Source organism: Paenibacillus germinis (assembly GCF_013141785.1).
Taxonomy (GTDB): Bacteria; Bacillota; Bacilli; order Paenibacillales; family NBRC-103111; genus Paenibacillus_E; species Paenibacillus_E phytorum.
The window spans coordinates 30532-49217 of the sequence record NZ_WHOC01000046.1 but is presented as its reverse complement, the minus strand read 5'-3'; the positions used below and the strand labels follow the sequence as shown (position 1 = coordinate 49217).

At 47.4% G+C, this 18686-nt stretch carries 14 protein-coding genes and 1 pseudogene; 14 read left to right on the top strand and 1 reads right to left on the bottom strand.

From position 1 onward, the window contains the following. The 7 genes and pseudogenes from GC102_RS09590 to GC102_RS09560 all read left to right on the top strand — a co-directional run. Positions 1-2097 (top strand): OmpL47-type beta-barrel domain-containing protein (locus GC102_RS09590; protein WP_171689305.1); only part of this gene is annotated, 2097 nt, incomplete at its 5' end. Positions 2098-2300: 203 nt separating this feature from the next. Next, positions 2301-2507 (top strand): annotated as a pseudogene (locus GC102_RS09585) (SUMF1/EgtB/PvdO family nonheme iron enzyme); the annotation flags it as partial. A 438-nt stretch (positions 2508-2945) separates the two neighbouring features. Beyond that, positions 2946-5345, top strand: coding sequence for a helix-turn-helix domain-containing protein (locus GC102_RS09580; protein ID WP_171689304.1), 2400 nt, complete (start codon positions 2946-2948; stop codon positions 5343-5345). A gap of 374 nt (positions 5346-5719) precedes the next feature. Next, complete coding sequence (locus GC102_RS09575) at positions 5720-6631, top strand: ABC transporter permease (protein ID WP_246320829.1); 912 nt, start codon at positions 5720-5722, stop codon at positions 6629-6631. Between the two features lie 34 nt (positions 6632-6665). After that, positions 6666-7532 (top strand): carbohydrate ABC transporter permease, encoded by an 867-nt coding sequence (locus tag GC102_RS09570; protein WP_171689302.1) that lies wholly within the window; start codon positions 6666-6668, stop codon positions 7530-7532. A 67-nt stretch (positions 7533-7599) separates the two neighbouring features. Then, entirely contained in the window at positions 7600-9132 is a 1533-nt protein-coding gene (locus GC102_RS09565) for an extracellular solute-binding protein (RefSeq protein ID WP_246320828.1), read from the top strand. 84 nt (positions 9133-9216) lie between these two features. After that, positions 9217-10632 carry a sulfatase family protein gene (locus GC102_RS09560; RefSeq protein WP_171689301.1) on the top strand — a complete coding sequence of 472 codons (1416 nt, stop codon included), beginning with the start codon at positions 9217-9219 and terminating at the stop codon, positions 10630-10632. 362 nt (positions 10633-10994) lie between these two features. Here the strand turns inward: GC102_RS09560 and GC102_RS09555 are convergent, their stop codons facing one another. Next, positions 10995-11960, bottom strand: coding sequence for an AraC family transcriptional regulator (locus GC102_RS09555; RefSeq protein ID WP_171689300.1), 966 nt, complete (start codon positions 11958-11960; stop codon positions 10995-10997). 79 nt (positions 11961-12039) lie between these two features. Here GC102_RS09555 and GC102_RS09550 point away from each other — a divergent pair, with 79 nt between their 5' ends. From GC102_RS09550 to GC102_RS09520, 7 genes are all read left to right on the top strand, one after another. Further along, on the top strand, positions 12040-13503 hold the full coding sequence (locus tag GC102_RS09550; protein ID WP_171689299.1) for a sulfatase family protein: 1464 nt from the start codon (positions 12040-12042) through the stop codon (positions 13501-13503). Positions 13504-13784: 281 nt separating this feature from the next. Further along, positions 13785-14726: an alpha-L-fucosidase gene (locus tag GC102_RS09545; RefSeq protein WP_171689298.1), complete on the top strand. Its 942-nt coding sequence runs from the start codon at positions 13785-13787 to the stop codon at positions 14724-14726. Between the two features lie 207 nt (positions 14727-14933). After that, positions 14934-15395, top strand: a complete 462-nt coding sequence (locus tag GC102_RS40545) for a glycoside hydrolase family 36 N-terminal domain-containing protein (protein WP_171689309.1) — start codon at positions 14934-14936, stop codon at positions 15393-15395. After that, on the top strand, positions 15326-15532 hold the full coding sequence (locus GC102_RS40540) for a GH36 C-terminal domain-containing protein (RefSeq protein WP_171689297.1): 207 nt from the start codon (positions 15326-15328) through the stop codon (positions 15530-15532). The genes GC102_RS40545 and GC102_RS40540 overlap by 70 nt, the downstream gene beginning before the upstream one ends. A 6-nt stretch (positions 15533-15538) precedes the next feature. Next, positions 15539-16588 carry a glycoside hydrolase family protein gene (locus tag GC102_RS09530; RefSeq protein ID WP_246320827.1) on the top strand — a complete coding sequence of 350 codons (1050 nt, stop codon included), beginning with the start codon at positions 15539-15541 and terminating at the stop codon, positions 16586-16588. A 328-nt stretch (positions 16589-16916) separates the two neighbouring features. Continuing rightward, the gene (locus tag GC102_RS09525) at positions 16917-17840 is read left to right on the top strand and encodes a carbohydrate ABC transporter permease (protein WP_171689307.1); all 924 of its coding nucleotides are present in this window, start codon (positions 16917-16919) and stop codon (positions 17838-17840) included. A gap of 14 nt (positions 17841-17854) precedes the next feature. Next, complete coding sequence (locus GC102_RS09520; RefSeq protein WP_171689296.1) at positions 17855-18685, top strand: carbohydrate ABC transporter permease; 831 nt, start codon at positions 17855-17857, stop codon at positions 18683-18685. Position 18686 lies beyond the last annotated feature (1 nt).

Below are 18686 nucleotides of genomic sequence, written 5' to 3'. Positions count from 1 at the left end.
CAGTATTCCGATATCTCACATCCAAATCTTGAATGGAAGGTAGTCAAGCTTGCTAACGGTTACTATAAGCTTGTAAATCATACAAGCGGTAAGGTCCTTGACAATGCGGGCTCATTAACAGACGGGACCGCTCTTTATCAATGGGCTGATTTAAACAATCCAAACCTGGAATGGGCATTACAAGCAACAGATCAAACGGTACAGGTTTCTTCGATTTCGGTAAATGGAGCAGGCGGCGCGAGTGCGATCACAGTCAATGATGGCACGCTGCAAATGCAGGCTGATGTTCTGCCAGCCACTGCAGCAAACCGTAATGTCACATGGAGCGTCTACGAAACAGATGGTACAACGTTAACGGATAAAGCGACAATTGATGCCAATGGAATGTTGAAAGCTAAAAAATTCGGGACTGTGAAAGTCGTTGCAACGGCCACTGACGGCAGTGGCGTACAAGGATCCACATTGATTACGATTGAATCCGACCAGATGGACGTCGCATTGGATAAAGCGAGTCTTGCTATCGGCTACGCGGAAGGTGACAGCGAAGTAGGCGTAACGAAAAACGTTCATTTGATAACGAACGGTTCGAACGGGACAATAATTACATGGAGCAGTGACGCTACATCTGTCATCGACGCGAACGGTAAGGTAACCCGCCCGTTATCTTTCGAATCTGATACGACTGTTAGGCTATTAGCAACGATCACAAAAGGTACTGTTTCGGACACAAGGACTTTCATTCTTAACGTATTAAAGGGGGCTCCTCCGGTCGACGCCTTGTTGTCTGCAGACATTACAGCACCAACCAATAGGGACGTTACCGTAACAATTAGCTATCCGTCGGATGTGACGGTGAAGGAGTACAAAGTAGGCGGTAACGGCACATGGACAGCGTACACCAAACCGGTGGTTGTATCCGCCAACGATACCGTGTATGCACAGAGCAAGGACGCAGCAGGCAACGTATCAAATGTGACCAGCTATACGGTCAGCAACATCGACAAGACGCCTCCAGCTGACGCAACGTTGTCAGCCGACACTACAGCGCCAACCAATAGAGACGTTACCGTAACGATCAGCTTTCCGGCTGACGTCGCGGTAATGGAGTACAAGGTAGGAGATAACGGCGTATGGACGGCATACGGCGCTCCAGTGGTTATCTCCGAAAACAGTACGGTTTATGCAAGAGGAATGGATGCTGCGGGCAATGTGTCGAATGAGACGAACTGCACGGTCAGCAATATCGATCACATAGCACCTATCGATGCAACCTTGGCTGTAGATACAACAGCGCCGACCAACCAAGGCGTCACCGTAACGATCAGCTACCCGGCAGACGCTTCGTTGATGGAATATAAAGTGGGAGTAAGCGGCGCGTGGACATCATACACCGCTCCAGTGGTTGTTTCTGACAATGACACCGTGTACGCAAGAGGAATTGATGCAGTAGGCAATGTATCGAATGTAACCGGCATTACGGTAAGCAACATTCATAAGATTGCTCCTGTAACCACCGCAACGTTAAGTCCGACTGCGCCTAACGGCAAGAACAGCTGGTACTTGGCGGATGTGACCGTAAGCTTATCCGTAAGCGCCAGTGTTTACGGAGGCTCCGTAACAACGGAATACCAAGTGAATGAAGGTGAATGGATCGTTTACACCGGCTCCATTCCAGCTTTCGGTGACGGAACTTATAAGCTCGGATACCGCAGCAAGGATCAGGCAGGCAATGTAGAACAACTCAAAACAGTCGAATTTAAAGTTGACAAGACAGCTCCAGCACTTTCCGTCCAGTTAGATAAGACGTCGATTTGGCCAGCGAATCATAAAATGGTTACGATCAATGCCACGCTGAATCCTAGTGATGCTACATCGGAAGTTGAATCCGTGGTATTAACGTCCATCACGAGCAATCAACCAGATAGCGGTCAAAGCGACATCCAGGCCAATTTCGGCACAGCGGCCACTTCCTTTAGCATGCGAGCCGAAAAATCACGCATCTATACCATTACGTATACGGCAACCGATAAAGCAGGCAACAAAACGTTTACTGCCGTAACCGTCACAGTGCCGCATGATCAATCGGGCAAACAATAAGAAAAAATAAAGAAGGGAGTGATCTGGACCCTTTGTCAAGGACACTTGTAAAAGTGGGGCATATCTAAGAAGCTAATAATAGATGATTCCTGTATTACACAGGAGTCATCTTTTTTACTTTCGGAACGTTCCGATATACTCCATGGTGCATGGGAGAAGCACCATAGCGTTTTGGCGGGAGGCACCAAGCCACTTGTGTGGGTTGGTGCTTCTTATGTTTTTTTACGACGCGCAAGGATGTGTCGTTGCATGATCCCATCGGAACGGACAAAGACAACTGGGTTTTAAGGGGAGGCTCGTACTTGTGCCATGCTTCCTATTGCAATCGATATCGTGTGGCTGCACGGAGTAAAAATATATCTGACAGTTCTGCGGGAAACATAGGTTTCCGATGTGCTGCTGATGCTTAATTTCGTATCCATGTCGCCAATAACAACTGAAACCGATTTATTTGATCCACTGGCGTTTCACTCTCAGGGTGAGCATTCATCAATGATAAATAAAAAATATATTTGAATGAATATACTTCTTTAAGTATAATTATACATATCTGGTCAGGGGGATGAAACGTTGGAGTCCGAAAAAACACTATTGTCAAACAAGCATGGGTTTACAATCAGTAGTAATAAAAGTTTTTTGGACATAGAAGTTATACATAATTTTCTTAGTAAGGATTCTTATTGGGTAAAGGGTATTGCCAAAGAATTAGTAGTAGCATCTATTGAAAATTCTACCCTTTGATATAAGATTCTTTAGCATGTGTATCGAAACCAAGGCTGAATCTGAAACCGAACAATGGTATAATAAAGTAACGAAGCTGCCTTTGTGGCATAAAAGGATTGAAGACCATGAGAAGAACAGCCTTTATGAAGCTGCTGATACAATTGACAGCGGTCGTTTTTGTGATAACGCTTTCAACTGGCGCGCTTGTATATCGCTACGTTAATCAGACACTAAAAGAGGAAGTATATCAAGCGAATACAGAGCTCCTCGGCCAAACGAAAAATATGATTGAGATCTTCCTCCGCGAAACCGAACAAATGGCGTTTTCGCTAGCGATCAACAAGGACGTGCAGCGGGCGATTTGGCTTCCTTGGGACCAACGGGATAGTTTTGATTTCATGCAGAATGTCAATGTACTGTTCAGTGACAAGATCGTTTCGTCCAGCTACGTGCATTCCATATACTTGTATAACGTGAAGAACGGCAAAAGCATTTCGAATGGCGGCGTTGATACACTGGCCGGCTCTCGCTTTGAGAATGAGGTACGCAGCTTCCTGGAGAACAAGTCTCCGATCAGCTGGCTCGATACAAGGACCGTCGGCAATATCACTGGCGAGCAGGAAAACCTCATCAGCTTCATGATGAGCGTACCTATTAACGAATATCCGAAATCAGGCGTACTGCTGCTGAACATAAAGGAGGATCTGCTGTACGACGCGGTCGTAAACATTAACAACAGCAAACTTGGCAACGTAGCGGTGCTGAACAAGGCCGGACAGATGCTTTCCTACAAAGATAAAAGCATGCTGTTCAGCCGGTTTGAGCCCGCTGAAGACCATAGGATGGACGAGAGCAAGTCGGGCTATATGATCGTTGATATAGGCGGGGTGTCCACGTTCGTTTCGTATATTACCTCTGACTTCAACGGCTGGCGTTATGTAACGCTGAACTCGGCGAGCGAGGTGTTTAAAAAATCGAGCCTTGTCTTGAAAATGACGCTGACCGTTTCCGGCATTTGCCTCGCCATCGGTTTGCTGCTTGTGTCGATCGTATCGGGCCGTCATTATACGCCGATCCGCCGCATGCTGATGGCTATCGAAGGGCAGTTCGGAAAGCTCCCTCTGCCCGCCAGCCACCGGGATGAATTTAGCTACATTACGGATTCGTTCCGTTATTTAGCCGGGCAGAACGAGGAGTTTCAAGAACGGTTCCGGCAAAATGAAATGGTGCTCAAAAATCATTTTCTGCTCAGTTTACTCATCGGCCAGCAGAAGGATCAGCGCGATATTGTTCGCCAAATGCAGTATTATGGCTTGAACGTGGAGCCGGAACATTTCGTTGTCCTGGTTCTGCGGCATAAAGGGCATTCCTTTCGACCAGCGGCACCGGGTCCGGCAAGTGAAGTGGTCGGAGAATCGATCTGTGAAATCAGGGATGCCTCTGCTTCGGAGTGGGATGAAGAATCGGAACGTGAAGAAAACCTGCTCAGTTATGGGATCTTGACCCTGTGCGAGGAGTTCGTCGACCGGTTCGGCAAAGGGGTCGTCATCGCCCGCATTCAACGCTTCGATACGGCGATCGTGCTGAACATCCCGGAGGAGATCGGCAGCAGCGACAAAGAGGCCGCGAACGCTATGGCAAAGCAGGTTGCCGTACAAATTCGTGACGCGCTCGATGAGCGGTACGACTTGCAGACAACGCTCGGGATCGGGAGCTATTATGCGCGGGCGTCCGATATTTCCGTCTCGTTCAGCGAAGCGATGGAGATGCTCCTCTTGGAGCGCGTCGCCGGGCCGGGCAGTGTCATTTCATATACGGATATGATGGGCGGGACGTTCAACCGCAAAAGCTTTCTCGCTTATAAGAGCCAATCGGACAAGCTGATTCAGGAACTGAAGGCAGGCTCGCTCGAAAGCGCCAAAGCGGTCAAAAACCGGCTAATCGCTGAGTTGCAAGGGGAGGAAGAGCTTAGCTTCTCTTATAAAAACATCGTACTGACGCAAATTGTCCACAGTCTTATTACCGTAATTCTGGAAATCAACGGTCAGATAGAAGACGTCTATGCGCCGGGCGTTAACATCTATAATGAGTTCTCCAAGCTGAATTCACTACCGGACATGAGCGTCTGGTTCGATGACGTCCTGGAGAAGACGCATCTTTACATCCAGAGCAAACGGGAGAATAAGAACGCCGATCTGGTCCGCAAAATCGTAGAGTTCGTCCTCGGCCACTATGCCGAGCCGCTTACGCTGCAAACGATTGCCGACCACGTATATATGAACGGTAATTACGTATCGAAGCTGTTGAAGGAAGAGACCGGCCAGTCGTTCCACGAGCTGATGACCGATATTAGGTTCCGGAGCGCATGCGACATGCTGCGCAGCTCAGACCGCGGCATTAACGAAATCGCAGAGCTTTGCGGCTTCGGACAGAAACAAAATTTGATCCGTACGTTCAAAAAACAGCTCGGGATGACCCCAACGGAGTACCGCAATAGTAGTATAATCGAACGGCTCGAGCAGTAAGTCCCCCGCACAGGACAAGCCAAAAAAAGATCCAAGCGATCGTATTATATCGCTTGGGTCTTCTTATTTTACCGGGTATATTTACGGTCTTCTATTACAACGGAAACGGCTGATCGGCGACGGTTTCCGAGTAATTGACACCAATCCGAGAAATTGATACCTGCACTAAATGCGAAATTGAAACCTTTTTCTAATTCCGAATCTTGTTCGGACTTGTGACACTTTGTATGCTTAAAACACGTTTCTATCATAGCGCTCGACAGTGACTGTCAGCATGCTGCAGACTTCACACCGCTTAGATAAAGCGCTTACAAGACATTAATAAACCCGGCTTTAGCACACATATGCCGGCAAAGAAAAGGGGGATTGGAAGGATGTCTTTAGGAAAGGTTTGGCAGTACATTCATGTGAATCGTTACTTATACTTGATGCTGCTGCCCGCGCTCGTATTTTATGCGGTCTTTCATTATTACCCGATGTATGGAGCGAGCATCGCCTTTAAAGATTTAAGTTTGACCAAAGGAATCTTGGGCAGTCCTTGGGTTGGGACAAAACATTTTACGTATTTGTTCGGGCTCGACAAGTTTTGGGAGGTTTTTTGGAATACTATTGTCATCAGCTTTTACCGTCTTGTATTCGGATTTCCGGCACCTATTATCGTAGCGCTCCTGCTGCATGAGGTTATGAACCGGGCTTTCAAACGGACGGTGCAAACGGTTATTTATTTACCCCACTTCATTTCGTGGGTCATTCTTGGCGGCTTGCTCGTCAATCTCTTGTCCACCAATGGCGGGGTCGTGAATAAGGTGATCGAATCGCTGGGAGGAAGTCCGATCGGATTTCTGAGCGACGACAGTCATTTCCGCAGCACGCTTGTCTGGTCGATGGTCTGGAAAGAGTTCGGCTGGAACACGATCATTTATATGGCAGCGCTCGCAGGCATCAATCCGCAATTGTACGAATCGGCCGCTATGGATGGCGCCAACCGATGGCATCGAGTTTGGCACATTACGCTCCCGTGCATTCGCAGCACGATCGTTATTCTGCTCCTGCTCAGGATTGGCAGCATGATGGAAGCGGGCTTCGACCAGATTTTCATCTTGTATCATACCGGTGTATATAACGTTTCGGACATTATCGACACCTACGTTTACCGGATCGGGCTTGCCGAAGGACGGTTCAGCTTGGCGGCGGCGGTTGGACTGTTCAAATCGGTCATCAATTTCGCGTTGCTCGTCTTTGCCAACAAGCTGGCTCGCAAAATGGGCGAGCAAGGCGTCTATTAACAGGCTTAAGCTTATCCAAAGGAGGACTTACAACATGGGCAAAACGAGCCTGGGAAGCACTGCGTTTCAGACGCTGAACTATACAATGCTTATTCTTGTGACGCTGACGACGCTGTATCCGTTCTGGGATTCATTGATCGTCTCGATCACGCCACTAAAGGAAAGTATGGCGACGAACATTCACCTGTTTCCGAGGACGATCACGTTCGAAGCTTACGCCTACCTGCTTAAAATGGGCGAACTGTGGTCATCGTATCGGGTTAGTATTTTCGTGACCGTTATTGGAACGGCAATCAGCATGCTGCTGACGATCATGGCCGCATACACGCTCTCTAAGCGCAATCTTAAGGGTACGCGGTCGATCATGTTTCTGATCGTGTTCACGATGCTTTTTAATGGAGGGCTCATTCCAACTTACATGGTTGTTAAGCAGGTCGGGCTGATGAATACGGTGTGGGCATTAATCCTACCGTCGGCGATTAACACGTACAACCTGATCATTATGCGTAACTTTTTTCTAGGTATACCGGAAAGTCTTGAGGAGGCAGCCAAAATGGACGGGTGCACCGACGTCGGCATTTTATTCCGTATCGTCATTCCGCTATCGATGCCGGCGATCGCGACGATCAGCCTGTTTTATGCGGTGGCGAGGTGGAACGAGTTTTTCGCAGCGGTCATGTACATTACGGATAAAGATGTTTGGCCGATGCAACTGTTCCTCAGATCGATGCTTGTGGAGAATGGCGCCAGCTATGCAGGAGGTTCGGATAGTCCGTTCCTGCTCGGCCAATCGATCAAGATGGCGACAATCATGGTTGCCACGATACCGGTCATGCTTATTTATCCGTTCTTTCAGCGTTTCTTTGCGCAAGGCGTCATGCTTGGCGCCGTAAAGGAGTAACAGGTAAATCAATGCTTTTCGTTTCGAAAATGCATTGAGATATAATAACTAAAGGGAGGTTTCTCATTTGAGCAAAATCAAGAAAACAACGGCCCTGTTTCTTAGCGCAACCATGTTGTTTACACTGGCGACAGCATGCGGGAAGGCAGAGGAAGGTACTTCAAAGGATTCAAAGCAGAACCAGACGAACGATAAGCCTTCCAAGCTTGTCTTCATGACGACCGGCGACCAGGCGGCTGCCAATTTGAAAGGGAATGACCGTATTATTAGCGAAATCAACAAGCGGTTAGGCGTCGAACTTGAAATGAAAATCGTACCGGAAAATTCGTACGATAAAATTAATGTTGCTATGGCAACCGGCGATTACCCGGACGTTCTGACCATCAACTATCCGAGTAATTCGCTTTCCCAATGGATCGATGAAGGCATCATCATACCGATCAATGATTATTTGAAGGATATGCCGACGGTCAAGAGCAAACTCGATAGTTCCCTTTCCTGGACGGCCGTGAACGGTAAATATTACGGCTACCCCTTTATCGAGGAACGATCAAATTGGGACCTCGTCTATCGTGCCGACTGGCTTGAGAAATTGGGGCTGAAGCCGCCGCAAACGCTCGATGAGTTATACGAAACTCTGAAAGCGATTGCTACGAAGGATCCGGATGGTAATGGCAAGGTCGACACATTCGGACTAACATCTGCCAAAACCGGTTCTAAAGTTCCGACTTTCGACTTTGTTTTCTACGCTTATGGTATGCCTTACGGCGACTGGGCGCTTGACGATAAGGGTAACATTATTCCGACTTTCGAGCATCCGGCGTTTAAAAAAGGGATGACCTATCTGAAGAAGCTGTGGGATGAAAAGCTGATTGAGCCTGAATATCTACTCAATGACACGCAGATGAAAGAGCAAAAGTTTTATCAGGGCAAGGTCGGATTTATGGATGCGGCATTGTTCCGAAATGTCAACCGGATCGAAGCAAGCCTGCAGAAGGTGAATCCGAACGGCAAGCTGGGCTTTGAAGCTCCTCCGGCCGGACCGGACGGCAAGCACGCGATGTACCAAGCGCCAAAAACCGGATTATTCACGGCGATTACGAAAGGTGCCAAAAATCCGGAAAAGGCAGCTAAATTCATTGAATTCATGCTGTCCAAGGAAGGACGCGACCTGCTTGAGCTCGGTATCGAGGGCGTTCACTATACGAAGCAAGGCGATAAAATTACCTACAACATTGAAGAAAGAGCAAAAGATAACTTCGCATCTAACGGCTGGGCGCATGCGCTTGCGTGGGGCAGCGTTGTCTGGCCGCTTACCGAAAACTATTTACCGCAAACTGAACCGCAAGCCGACCGGGCAAAAGAGTCTGTGCGTATAGCGACTGAAAATATGAAGCCGAATCTGATCAATGTGACGAAAAAATCGGAAACCGAATTCAAAGGTGTCTTGGATGAATTGTACTACCAGTATTTTAACAAGATGCTGATGGGGAAAATCGATATCGATACAAGTATTGCAGAGCTAGGGAAAAAATGGAGAGAGCAGGGCGGTAGTAAGGTTCTTGAAGAAGTCACTGCAGCTTATAAAGCGAAAAAATAAGGGATTCAAGCATATCAAATCAAAGATAGGTCGGATTGCCGAACAAGCGTCCGGCCTTCTCGTTATATGCGGAGGGGATGTATCATGGGAGAAAAAAGCTTGAAAAGACCCAATATCGTATTTATTTTATCCGATGATCAAGGCGCTTGGGCAATGGGGTGTGCGGGCAACCGCGAAGTGAAGACACCGAATCTGGACCGCCTAGCGGCAAGCGGCGTCAGATTCGACAACTTCTTCTGCACGTCGCCGGTCTGTTCGCCTGCGCGGGCTTCGCTGCTTACGGGCCGGATTCCGTCGCAGCATGGCGTGCACGACTGGATTCGCGAAGGCAGTATCGGTCCGAATGCGATCGAATATTTGGCCGGTCAGCCCGCTTACACGGAGGTGCTTGCCGAGAACGGCTATGTCTGCGGCTTGAGCGGCAAATGGCATCTCGGAGACAGCGTGAAGCCGCAGAAAGGATTCACGCACTGGTTCGTGCACCAAGCCGGTGGCAGCCCATATTACAACGCCCCGATGATCAAGGACGGGCAGCTGTATAACGAGCCTGCGTATGTAACCGACGTCATCACGGATGACGCACTGCAGTTTCTCGATTGGCAGGCGGAAGATGGCGAAAGACGCCCATTTTATTTGAGCGTTCACTATACGGCTCCGCACAGCCCATGGTTGAACGGTAACCACCCGCAAGAGTTTCTCGACATGTATGCAGACTGCCCGGGTGAATCGTGTCCGCTCGATACGCCGAGACATCCTTGGCTGATCAAGAACGCGCCGGGCGAGGACCAGCCGCTGGAGAGCCTGCGTGGCTACTATGCTTCGATTACGGCTATGGACGCGAATATCGGCCGTATCCTCGACAAGCTGGAGGAGCTTGGCCTCACGGACGATACGCTGGTCGTGTTTATGGGCGACAATGGCTTTAATTTCGGCCATCACGGGGTGTTTGGTAAAGGGAACGGGACGTTTCCGCAAAACATGTATGACACATCCGTCAAAGTCCCGGCGATCTTCAGCCATCCGGCGCGCATTCCGCAGGGCGTCGTGTCGGATACAATGGCAAGCGGCTACGACTTCATGCCGACGATCCTCGAGTATGCCGGTGTGCAGGATGTTGCGTTGGACGGCTTGCCGGGGCATAGCTTTCTGCCGCAGCTGCTGGGTGAACCATCCGCGGAACGAGAGAACGTCGTCATCTATGACGAATACGGTCCTGTCCGGATGATCCGTAACAAGGAGTGGAAATACGTCCACCGATATCCATACGGATCTCACGAGCTGTACCATTTGGCAAACGATCCAGACGAAGCCATGAATTTGATCGATGCACAGGAATACAGCGAAATGCGTGAAGCGATGAAGTCACAGCTGGAACAGTGGTTCCTGCAATACGTCAACCCAGCCGTCGATGGCGTCCGCGAGCCAGTCAGCGGCAGCGGGCAACTTGCGGAAGCGGGCGTCTGGGGGAAGGGCAAGAAAGCTTACCAGGGGCTTGAATAGTCGTATAGGTGACATGGCATAGATAAACACATGTTCATGAATGCCAAAAAAGCAGGTTTTGTGCTAAAGACACAAAACCTGCTTTTTTTTGCATGATAGCAGTCCACAGCATTAAGAAAATCGGATTCTCAGATAGCTTCCAGAAAGCTATGGAAAAATATGTGGTTGGCACGTTATCTATATTTACTGGTGCTGCCAATAATGCTTTACTATATCCTTTTTCATTATGTGTCGATGTACGGGTTGCTTCTGGCTTTCAAAGAACTGAATTTCGCTAAAGGAATTACAGGCAGCCCATTTTCGAAGGTATTTACCAATTAGCTTTCTGAAGGATTGTTTTCGAATTCCCGGTTCCTATCATCTCAGCAGAAATCCGCATGCCGCCATTCCCGGCGGTAGTCTTGCGGGCTTTGCCCTGCGGATTTCCGGAAAGCGCGGCTGAACTCGCTAAGTTCGCCGTAGCCTACACGCTGCGAGATTTCACTGATGGACCAAGATGTCTGAAGAAGCAACTCCTTGGCGACCCCGATGCGGTAATTCCGTAAATACTGAGCAGGCGGTTGGCCGAGAGCATTCCGGAATAAGTAGCTGAAATGGCTCGGGCTCAAATAGACTTGAGCAGCCAGCTTTTCGAGCGGGATCCATTCCTGCACATGCGACTGCATATAGATGCAGGCATTCACGACACGGGGATCAATTGCATGAAGCCGCTCCGGCAATTGAGGTATCAGCAGGCTTATCAATTGCGCGAACCATTGATACAAGGTTCCTTGAATGCGTAGCAGTGTAAGCGAAATGGTCAGGTCCGGCAACCTCCCGCTAAATCCCTCTGCGTCATGTTGTTCATGAAGCGCGGCGAATTGCTCGAACCAAACAGCCGACTCCGACCATTGGGAGGCAAGCGCATCGAATACAGCGCCGTCGGAGACATTTAAAATCTTCGGGAATGGATACAACTCATGGAAATCGAACGGTCCGAGTCTTAAGTTGCAACTGAGTGATAAGTAACGAACACTATTGCCGACTTCTGCAGTTTGGAGTCGGTAGGGCAAACCGGGCGGAAACACAATCAAATCTCCCTTGCGAACGTGGTGTCGTTCTTCATCGATTTGAATGTTGCGATTGCCCTCCAGTATGAGCCAGAAAACCGGGAACGGATTGGTGACTGGTCCGAAGCTGAAATCGTGCGGCTTATCCATGTGACGGATCCATCTGGGTTGGAGACTGAATTCGAGTCTTTGTGCATTAGGATGCAGAATAAACATCAGCGGATCGCCCTCTCTTTCCTTCATCGTAAGAAATGTCAAATCTATCGTTAATAATGTCATGGGTTCGAATTTCTGTAAATGATATTATATCGATAGGAAAGAACCATGAAATAATATAAGCGGTAGGAGCATGATTACAATGGAAAATGTCAAACGGAAGCCGAACATCGTATTTATTCTCGCAGACGATATGGGCAGCTGGGCGCTCGGCAGTGCTGGAAACGGTGAAGTTCACACTCCCCACCTTGACCGGCTCGCTGCAGAAGGAATGCGATTCGATCACTTTTTTTGCACATCGCCAGTTTGTTCGCCTGCGCGGGCATCGATCATGACGGGACGAATTCCGTCACAGCACGGCGTTCATGACTGGATAAGTTCCGGAAATGTGAATTACGGCGATCTGCAGGAAGAGGTTCGCAAACAGCCTGTTTTTGCCGATGAGCGTACGGCAGTCGAATATTTGGCCGGGCAGCCGACGTATACAGAGCTGCTCGCCAAGGCCGATTATGCCTGTGCTTTAAGCGGGAAATGGCATCTCGGCAACAGCACAGTCCCGCAAAAAGGGTTTGGGCGCTGGTTCTCAATCGCCAGAGGAGGCTGCTCCTATATGAAGCCTGACATCGTGGAGAATGGAGAGGTAAAGATCGTGAACGAATACGTAACCGATCTTATCACGGATAACGCGCTGCAATTTTTGGATGAGCTTGCGCAGCAGGAAGCCCCGTTCTATTTGAGCGTTCACTATACGGCGCCTCATTCTCCTTGGGACCGTTCGGAGCATCCTGAATCGTATGTCGCCATGTACGACGATTGCCCGTTCGAGTCAGTGCCGGAGCTGCCTCCGCATCCGAACCAGATCCGGACGGCACCACAGGGGGAAGGAGAACGCCGCAAAGAACTGCTGCGCGGCTATTATGCGGCCATCACCGCCATGGATCACGGAATCGGCAAAATCATGGACATGCTGGAGGAACGCGGGCTGAGAGAACGGACGCTGATCATATTTATGAGCGACAACGGCATGAACATGGGACATCACGGTGTATGGGGCAAAGGGAATGGAACGTTTCCGCTCAATATGTACGATACGTCGGTCAAGGTTCCTGCCATTTTCAGCCAGCCGGGGGTCATTCCAGCCGGACAGGTTCGGAACGAGCTGGTCAGCCAGTACGACGTATTCCCAACGCTTTTGGACTACGTGGGGCTCTCCAATCCTGAAAAGGGTCGCTTGCCCGGCCGCAGCTTCGATGAACTGCTGCGGGGAGAAGCGGGCGCCGGACGCGAGGATATCGTCATTTATGACGAATACGGACCCGTCCGCATGATCCGCACCCGGGATTGGAAATACGTTCACCGCTATCCGTACGGGCCACACGAGCTTTATGACCTACGGAAGGACCCGGACGAGGACGCCAACCGAATTGATGATGACGAATGCCAAGAGATGCTGGAATCGCTGCGGTATCGGCTCGGGGAATGGTTTGGGAAATACGTGATCCCCGAAAAGGATGGCCGAACTGCGCCTGTTACAGGATTTGGACAGCTGAGCCCGGTGGCTCCGGGCGTAACGGAAGGCGGAGCCTTTAAGCCACTCTCTAAATAGCAAGAAGGGGAAGGTTTCCAGCCGTCCTCCGTCATATCCATACCCTCTTTTCACGGCATTCGCCCTGGTAAGGATGCACCATGGAAGGATTCAGGCTCCTCCCTAATGCAAGCTTCAGCCCGTTTTCAATTTTCGCAGAAAGTAAAGAAAGTGCACATTTAGGTAGAATTTAAATATACTCAATAAGTCTACTGGTTTTTTATAATAAGATTAGATACTCGGTCATTGACGGAGGGTTACCATACGAAAGTAACTAAATGAGATTAAAGGAGAAAATTGGGATGTCAGGGAATGCGAGATGGATGAATGAAGCGAAGCATTTTGGTGTGATGGTACATTATTTAAGTCATACACAGCCTAGGTCCGGCGAGCATGAACAAGACTTCAATACAATGATCGATCGTTTTGACATGGAAAAGTTTATGGAACAGTTCAACCACACAGGCGCCGATTGGTTAATTTTCACTTTGGGTCAAAACACGGGATATTATTGCTCTTACAATAGGTATCTTGAATCCATCGCCCCGGGCTGCTGTTCAAGACGCGATCTCGCGCTCGAGCTTGCGGTCCGAGTGAAAGAATCAGGCAACAAGTTTATTGCATATCTGCCTACCGAAGTGGACGCAAACGTTGAAAAAATGCGAGAAGCTTTTGGTTGGGATCTTCATCCCGCTGATAAAAGTGAATTTATGAAGATGTACATGCTGTTTGTCAAGGAGTATTCCGATAAATTTGGGCGTTTGGCGGATGGCTGGTGGTTTGACGGTTGCTATAACGCCTCTGAAAAATCTTTTCTAAGAACCCGGGAATGGGATAACACCCGCTTTGAGCGGGATTTATGGTTTGCGGCAGTAAGTTCAGGAAATCCCGAAGCTGCCATTTCGATGTGTCCAGGTGCGAACTCATTGAACTATGTGTTTGATACAGAGGATTTCCTGGCTGGCGAGGTAGACCTCGGGACGTATCCTCCTAATGAGCTTCCAGCTGGCATGCAGCCGCATGTACTATTCTGGCTTGATTGCTGTTGGGGGCATTGGGATGCACCAGGCGAGATTGTTCCGCCCAAGGTTTCGGAAGATGAGCTTTACGAATATATCGTTGCCTGCAAGAAGAGAGGTGCAGCCGTAACGATTAACATCGGCATTTACGAGGATGGTTCGATGGCCGAGAAATCCGTTGAGATGCTGCATCGAGTATCGAAACGGTTGGACGAAAGGAAATAGGCATTTTAATAATAAAACATGATGACGCAAGAAATATTTGGCTGCTTGAAGGAGATAACATTTCCTATGCACTAGGACTAAGTGAGTTAGGCACTATCAATCATATTTATTTTGGAGATAAGCTTCCGCGCATGACTGATTACCCTAACGCGAATATCATATCAGAATACCCCTATACTGTTGGAAGTGAATTAAGCGAAGAGGAATATATGGGGTGGGGGAAAGCTGAATTTACGGAGCAAAAGCTTAAAAGTTACGTTTCATGATCATGTTCGGGATGTCCTTCTGAAATTCGAATCTTATGAGAGCTCACATAACACACTTTTGCTATTGTTAAAAGATACGCATTATGACTTAGAAGTAAAGTTATATTACAAAATAATCGCGGATTGTGATCTCATTGAAAGGTATTGTGAGATTATAAACCGAGGTGAGGCTAATGTGACATTGGAACAAGCATTGACCGGCTCCATATACCTGCCAAGGGAGAAGGATTATAGACTTACTTATCTTGCAGGACGTTGGCCTGCCGAGACGCAATTGAGTCGTGGCATGCTTCCGGATACGAAGCTTGTCCTTGAGAGCAGACGAGAGTTTTTGTGTTCTTACACTCGAATAACTTTGCCAATGAACTTCCAAGAATTCGTTTGCAGGGCCTTGATGAATTGACGTTGTATCAAGTTGAAGGTACCGAGCAACCTCTCAGTGGAAAGGCATTAATGGAAGTTGGGATTAAGGTTAATCTCAGAGGGGATTTTCAAAGTACGATTATTCGCATTCAGAAACTGATTGATGAAAGGGAGTAGTAATAGATGAATCATAAGATGCTGTATGAAAAGATGCTTCCTGCGCTTAGAAACGGCGGTTTTAAAATGGAAGACTATTGGGTTTGGTGTGGTTCTGTAGTAAAAGGTGAAGACAACAGATATCATATGTTTGCCTCAAGATGGACCAAAGACCTGCCTATGCACCCGGGCTGGCTTGTTGCATCAGAGATTGTACGAGCTGTTTCGGATACACCAGAGGGACCCTATCAATTCGAAGAAGTTGTGTTGCCTTCCAGAGGAGCTGAATACTGGGATGGAAGAAGTACCCATAATCCGCAGATTGTCAAACATAAGGACACGTACATTTTATACTATATGGGGTCAACCCACCCGTTCAAAGATGTATCATCAGATGAACAATTTGACCTGAATGATCCAAGATGTATAGTAGCACGATCCAATAAGCGGATAGGTATTGCCACTTCCAAGAGTATATTTGGTCCATGGGAGAGACTGGACAGCCCCATTTTGCAGCCGAGACCAAGCAAGTTTGACAACTTTTTCACTTCTAATCCGGCGCCATGTATTCATGAAGATGGCTCAGTGCTGCTTGTTTACAAGACTAGAACCTACAAGTCAAAGCCGTATCCGACTTTTTTGCATAGCTTTCAAATGTCTTTTGGAGTTGCGCGTGCTAGTCATTATATGGGGCCTTATAAGGCTTTATCGGAAGAGACGATTTTTCCTTCTGAGAAATTCAATTTGGAGGATCCTTTTATTTATCAAGTGCCTGGCGGTTATGAAATGATAGCCAAGGATATGACAGGCAATATTAGCGGGGAGTACCACGGAGGGATTATCGCAAGGTCTAAAGACGGCGTGAAATGGGAAGCGCTTGAAGGACAAAAATCATATACGCGAATGATAAAGTGGGATGATGGAGCGGAACAGGTGATGGGAAGCCTTGAAAGGCCATTTATCTTATTTGAAGATAATGAGCCTACCCATATGTTTTTTGCGACAGCAGATGGTCCTGGCGAATTTACTAACGCTGTGAATACCTGGAACATGGTTATCCCTTTGAAACGGAATTAATTTGCTGCAGGTGATATCTGGGAGTAGCCCATGCAACGATGCATGGGCTTAATTGGCGATTAGTTGATCGCTTGTAGATCACTTATCTATGAATTTTTAAAAATAGTAGATATTTTGCACACTCCGGTAAAATTCACACCTCGTAGTTTATTTTCATTTCAATTATCATAAAAATCAATCCAATGCACTCGGAAGATACCATACAAAGAGCGGCAATGGGGTTGTTAGCATCGGATAGAGAATCGCACGTTTCCTAGGTGCTAATTGATATGAGGGAAACGTGATACAAATGGATTAGGGGTGAGTGTGAGTGGCAGTGAATGTAACCATGAACAGGAAAGAGGTGCACCCAAAGGTTCGTAAAAAATCCTTTTGGACGAATCAGCGAAGAGAATCAGCAGTAGGATTATTGTTCGTTACACCGGAATTCCTTGGGATTTTATTACTTGGTGTTTTCCCTCTGTTTTTTTCGCTATATTTGAGTTTTACGGAATGGAACCTGGTGGGTGGCGTAAAGGCTATTCATTTCATCGGATTGGATAACTATAATGCTTTGCTGCATGATAAAAAGTTATTCCTCTCTCTTAAAAACAATGCGCTGTTTACCATAGTGACCGTTCCTATGGGAATGGCTCTTGGATTTATACTTGCAGTTATAATCAATTCCGCAGTATACCTGAAGGAATATTTCAAAGTTGTATTTTTCATTCCTTATATTGCTACGGGAGTTGCAGTCGCAACAGTTTTCACGGCTTTGTTCCATCCTTCGAACGGTCCGGTCAATCATTTGCTTATGAGCCTTGGAGTATCTGATCCGCCTAAATGGCTGGGAAGCACGGATTACGCGCTCTGGGCCATTATTATTGTAGCGATCTGGATGCAGCTCGGTTATAACATTGTCATCTATATGGCAGGTTTGACGAATATTTCGGAAGACATATACGAATCGGCGCAAATTGACGGGGCTTCATGGATACAGAGATTAACGAAAATTACCTTGCCGTTACTTGGCCCGACCACGTTCTTTCTCAGCATCACATCGATAGTCGCTTCATTCAAGGTATTCGACCTGATTGCTTTCTTGACGGAAGGCGGTCCGAATAATTCTACAAATGTGCTTGTGTATTATATTTACGAAGAAGGATTCAAAAATTTCAGAATGGGCTATGCATCAGCCTTGTCATGGGTCTTGTTTCTGATTATTGCCATTGTTACTTCCGTCACCTGGCGAATTCAGAAAAAACAATTTTAAAGGATGGAGACACGATGAGTACAAAAATAATGACAAAGAGCATTATAACTGTGTGTATAGGATTGATATCTCTTCTATTCATATCACCATTAATATGGATGCTTTCTGCGGCATCCAAAATTGAAAAAGATGTTATGACTTATCCGATTCAATGGATTCCACAAAACTGGAATTTCATTGAGAACTTCAAAACGGTATGGATGGGAAGCATTCCCTTTGGTCAGAATTATTTTAACTCCTTGAAGATTTCAATTATAATGACGTTACTTACTCTACTGTTCTCATCAATGGCGGGTTTTTCATTTGCGAAACTTAATTTTCCTTTCAAAAATCTGATGTTCATCTTGCTATTGTCGTTTTATCTCGTTCCATCTGAGTCCACACTGGTTCCTCGATTTATTATGATCAAATGGCTTGGCATATACGACACTCATGCGGCTTTGATTCTGATGGGGGCGTTTTCGATAGCCTTGACCTTCTTAATGAGACAGTTCATGCTTAGTATTCACCATGAATATTTGGAAGCGGCTAAGATCGATGGAGCAGGGTATTTGCGGATTTACTGGCAGATCGTTCTGCCTATGGCGAAGCCAATTGTAGCCACGGTCGGCATCTTGAAATTTTTGTGGACTTGGAACGACTATCAAAATCCGCTTATCTTCTTGATGAATCGCAAATTATTTACAATACCGCTAGGCATGGGGGCTTTCAAAGATGAGTATGCGACCAGCTACGCCGTTACGATGATGGCTTCAGTTTCAGCGATTATTCCACTTGTGATCATTTTTATTATCTTGCAGAAACAAGTGATCAACGGAATTGCCGGCGGCGGGGTTAAAGGATAAT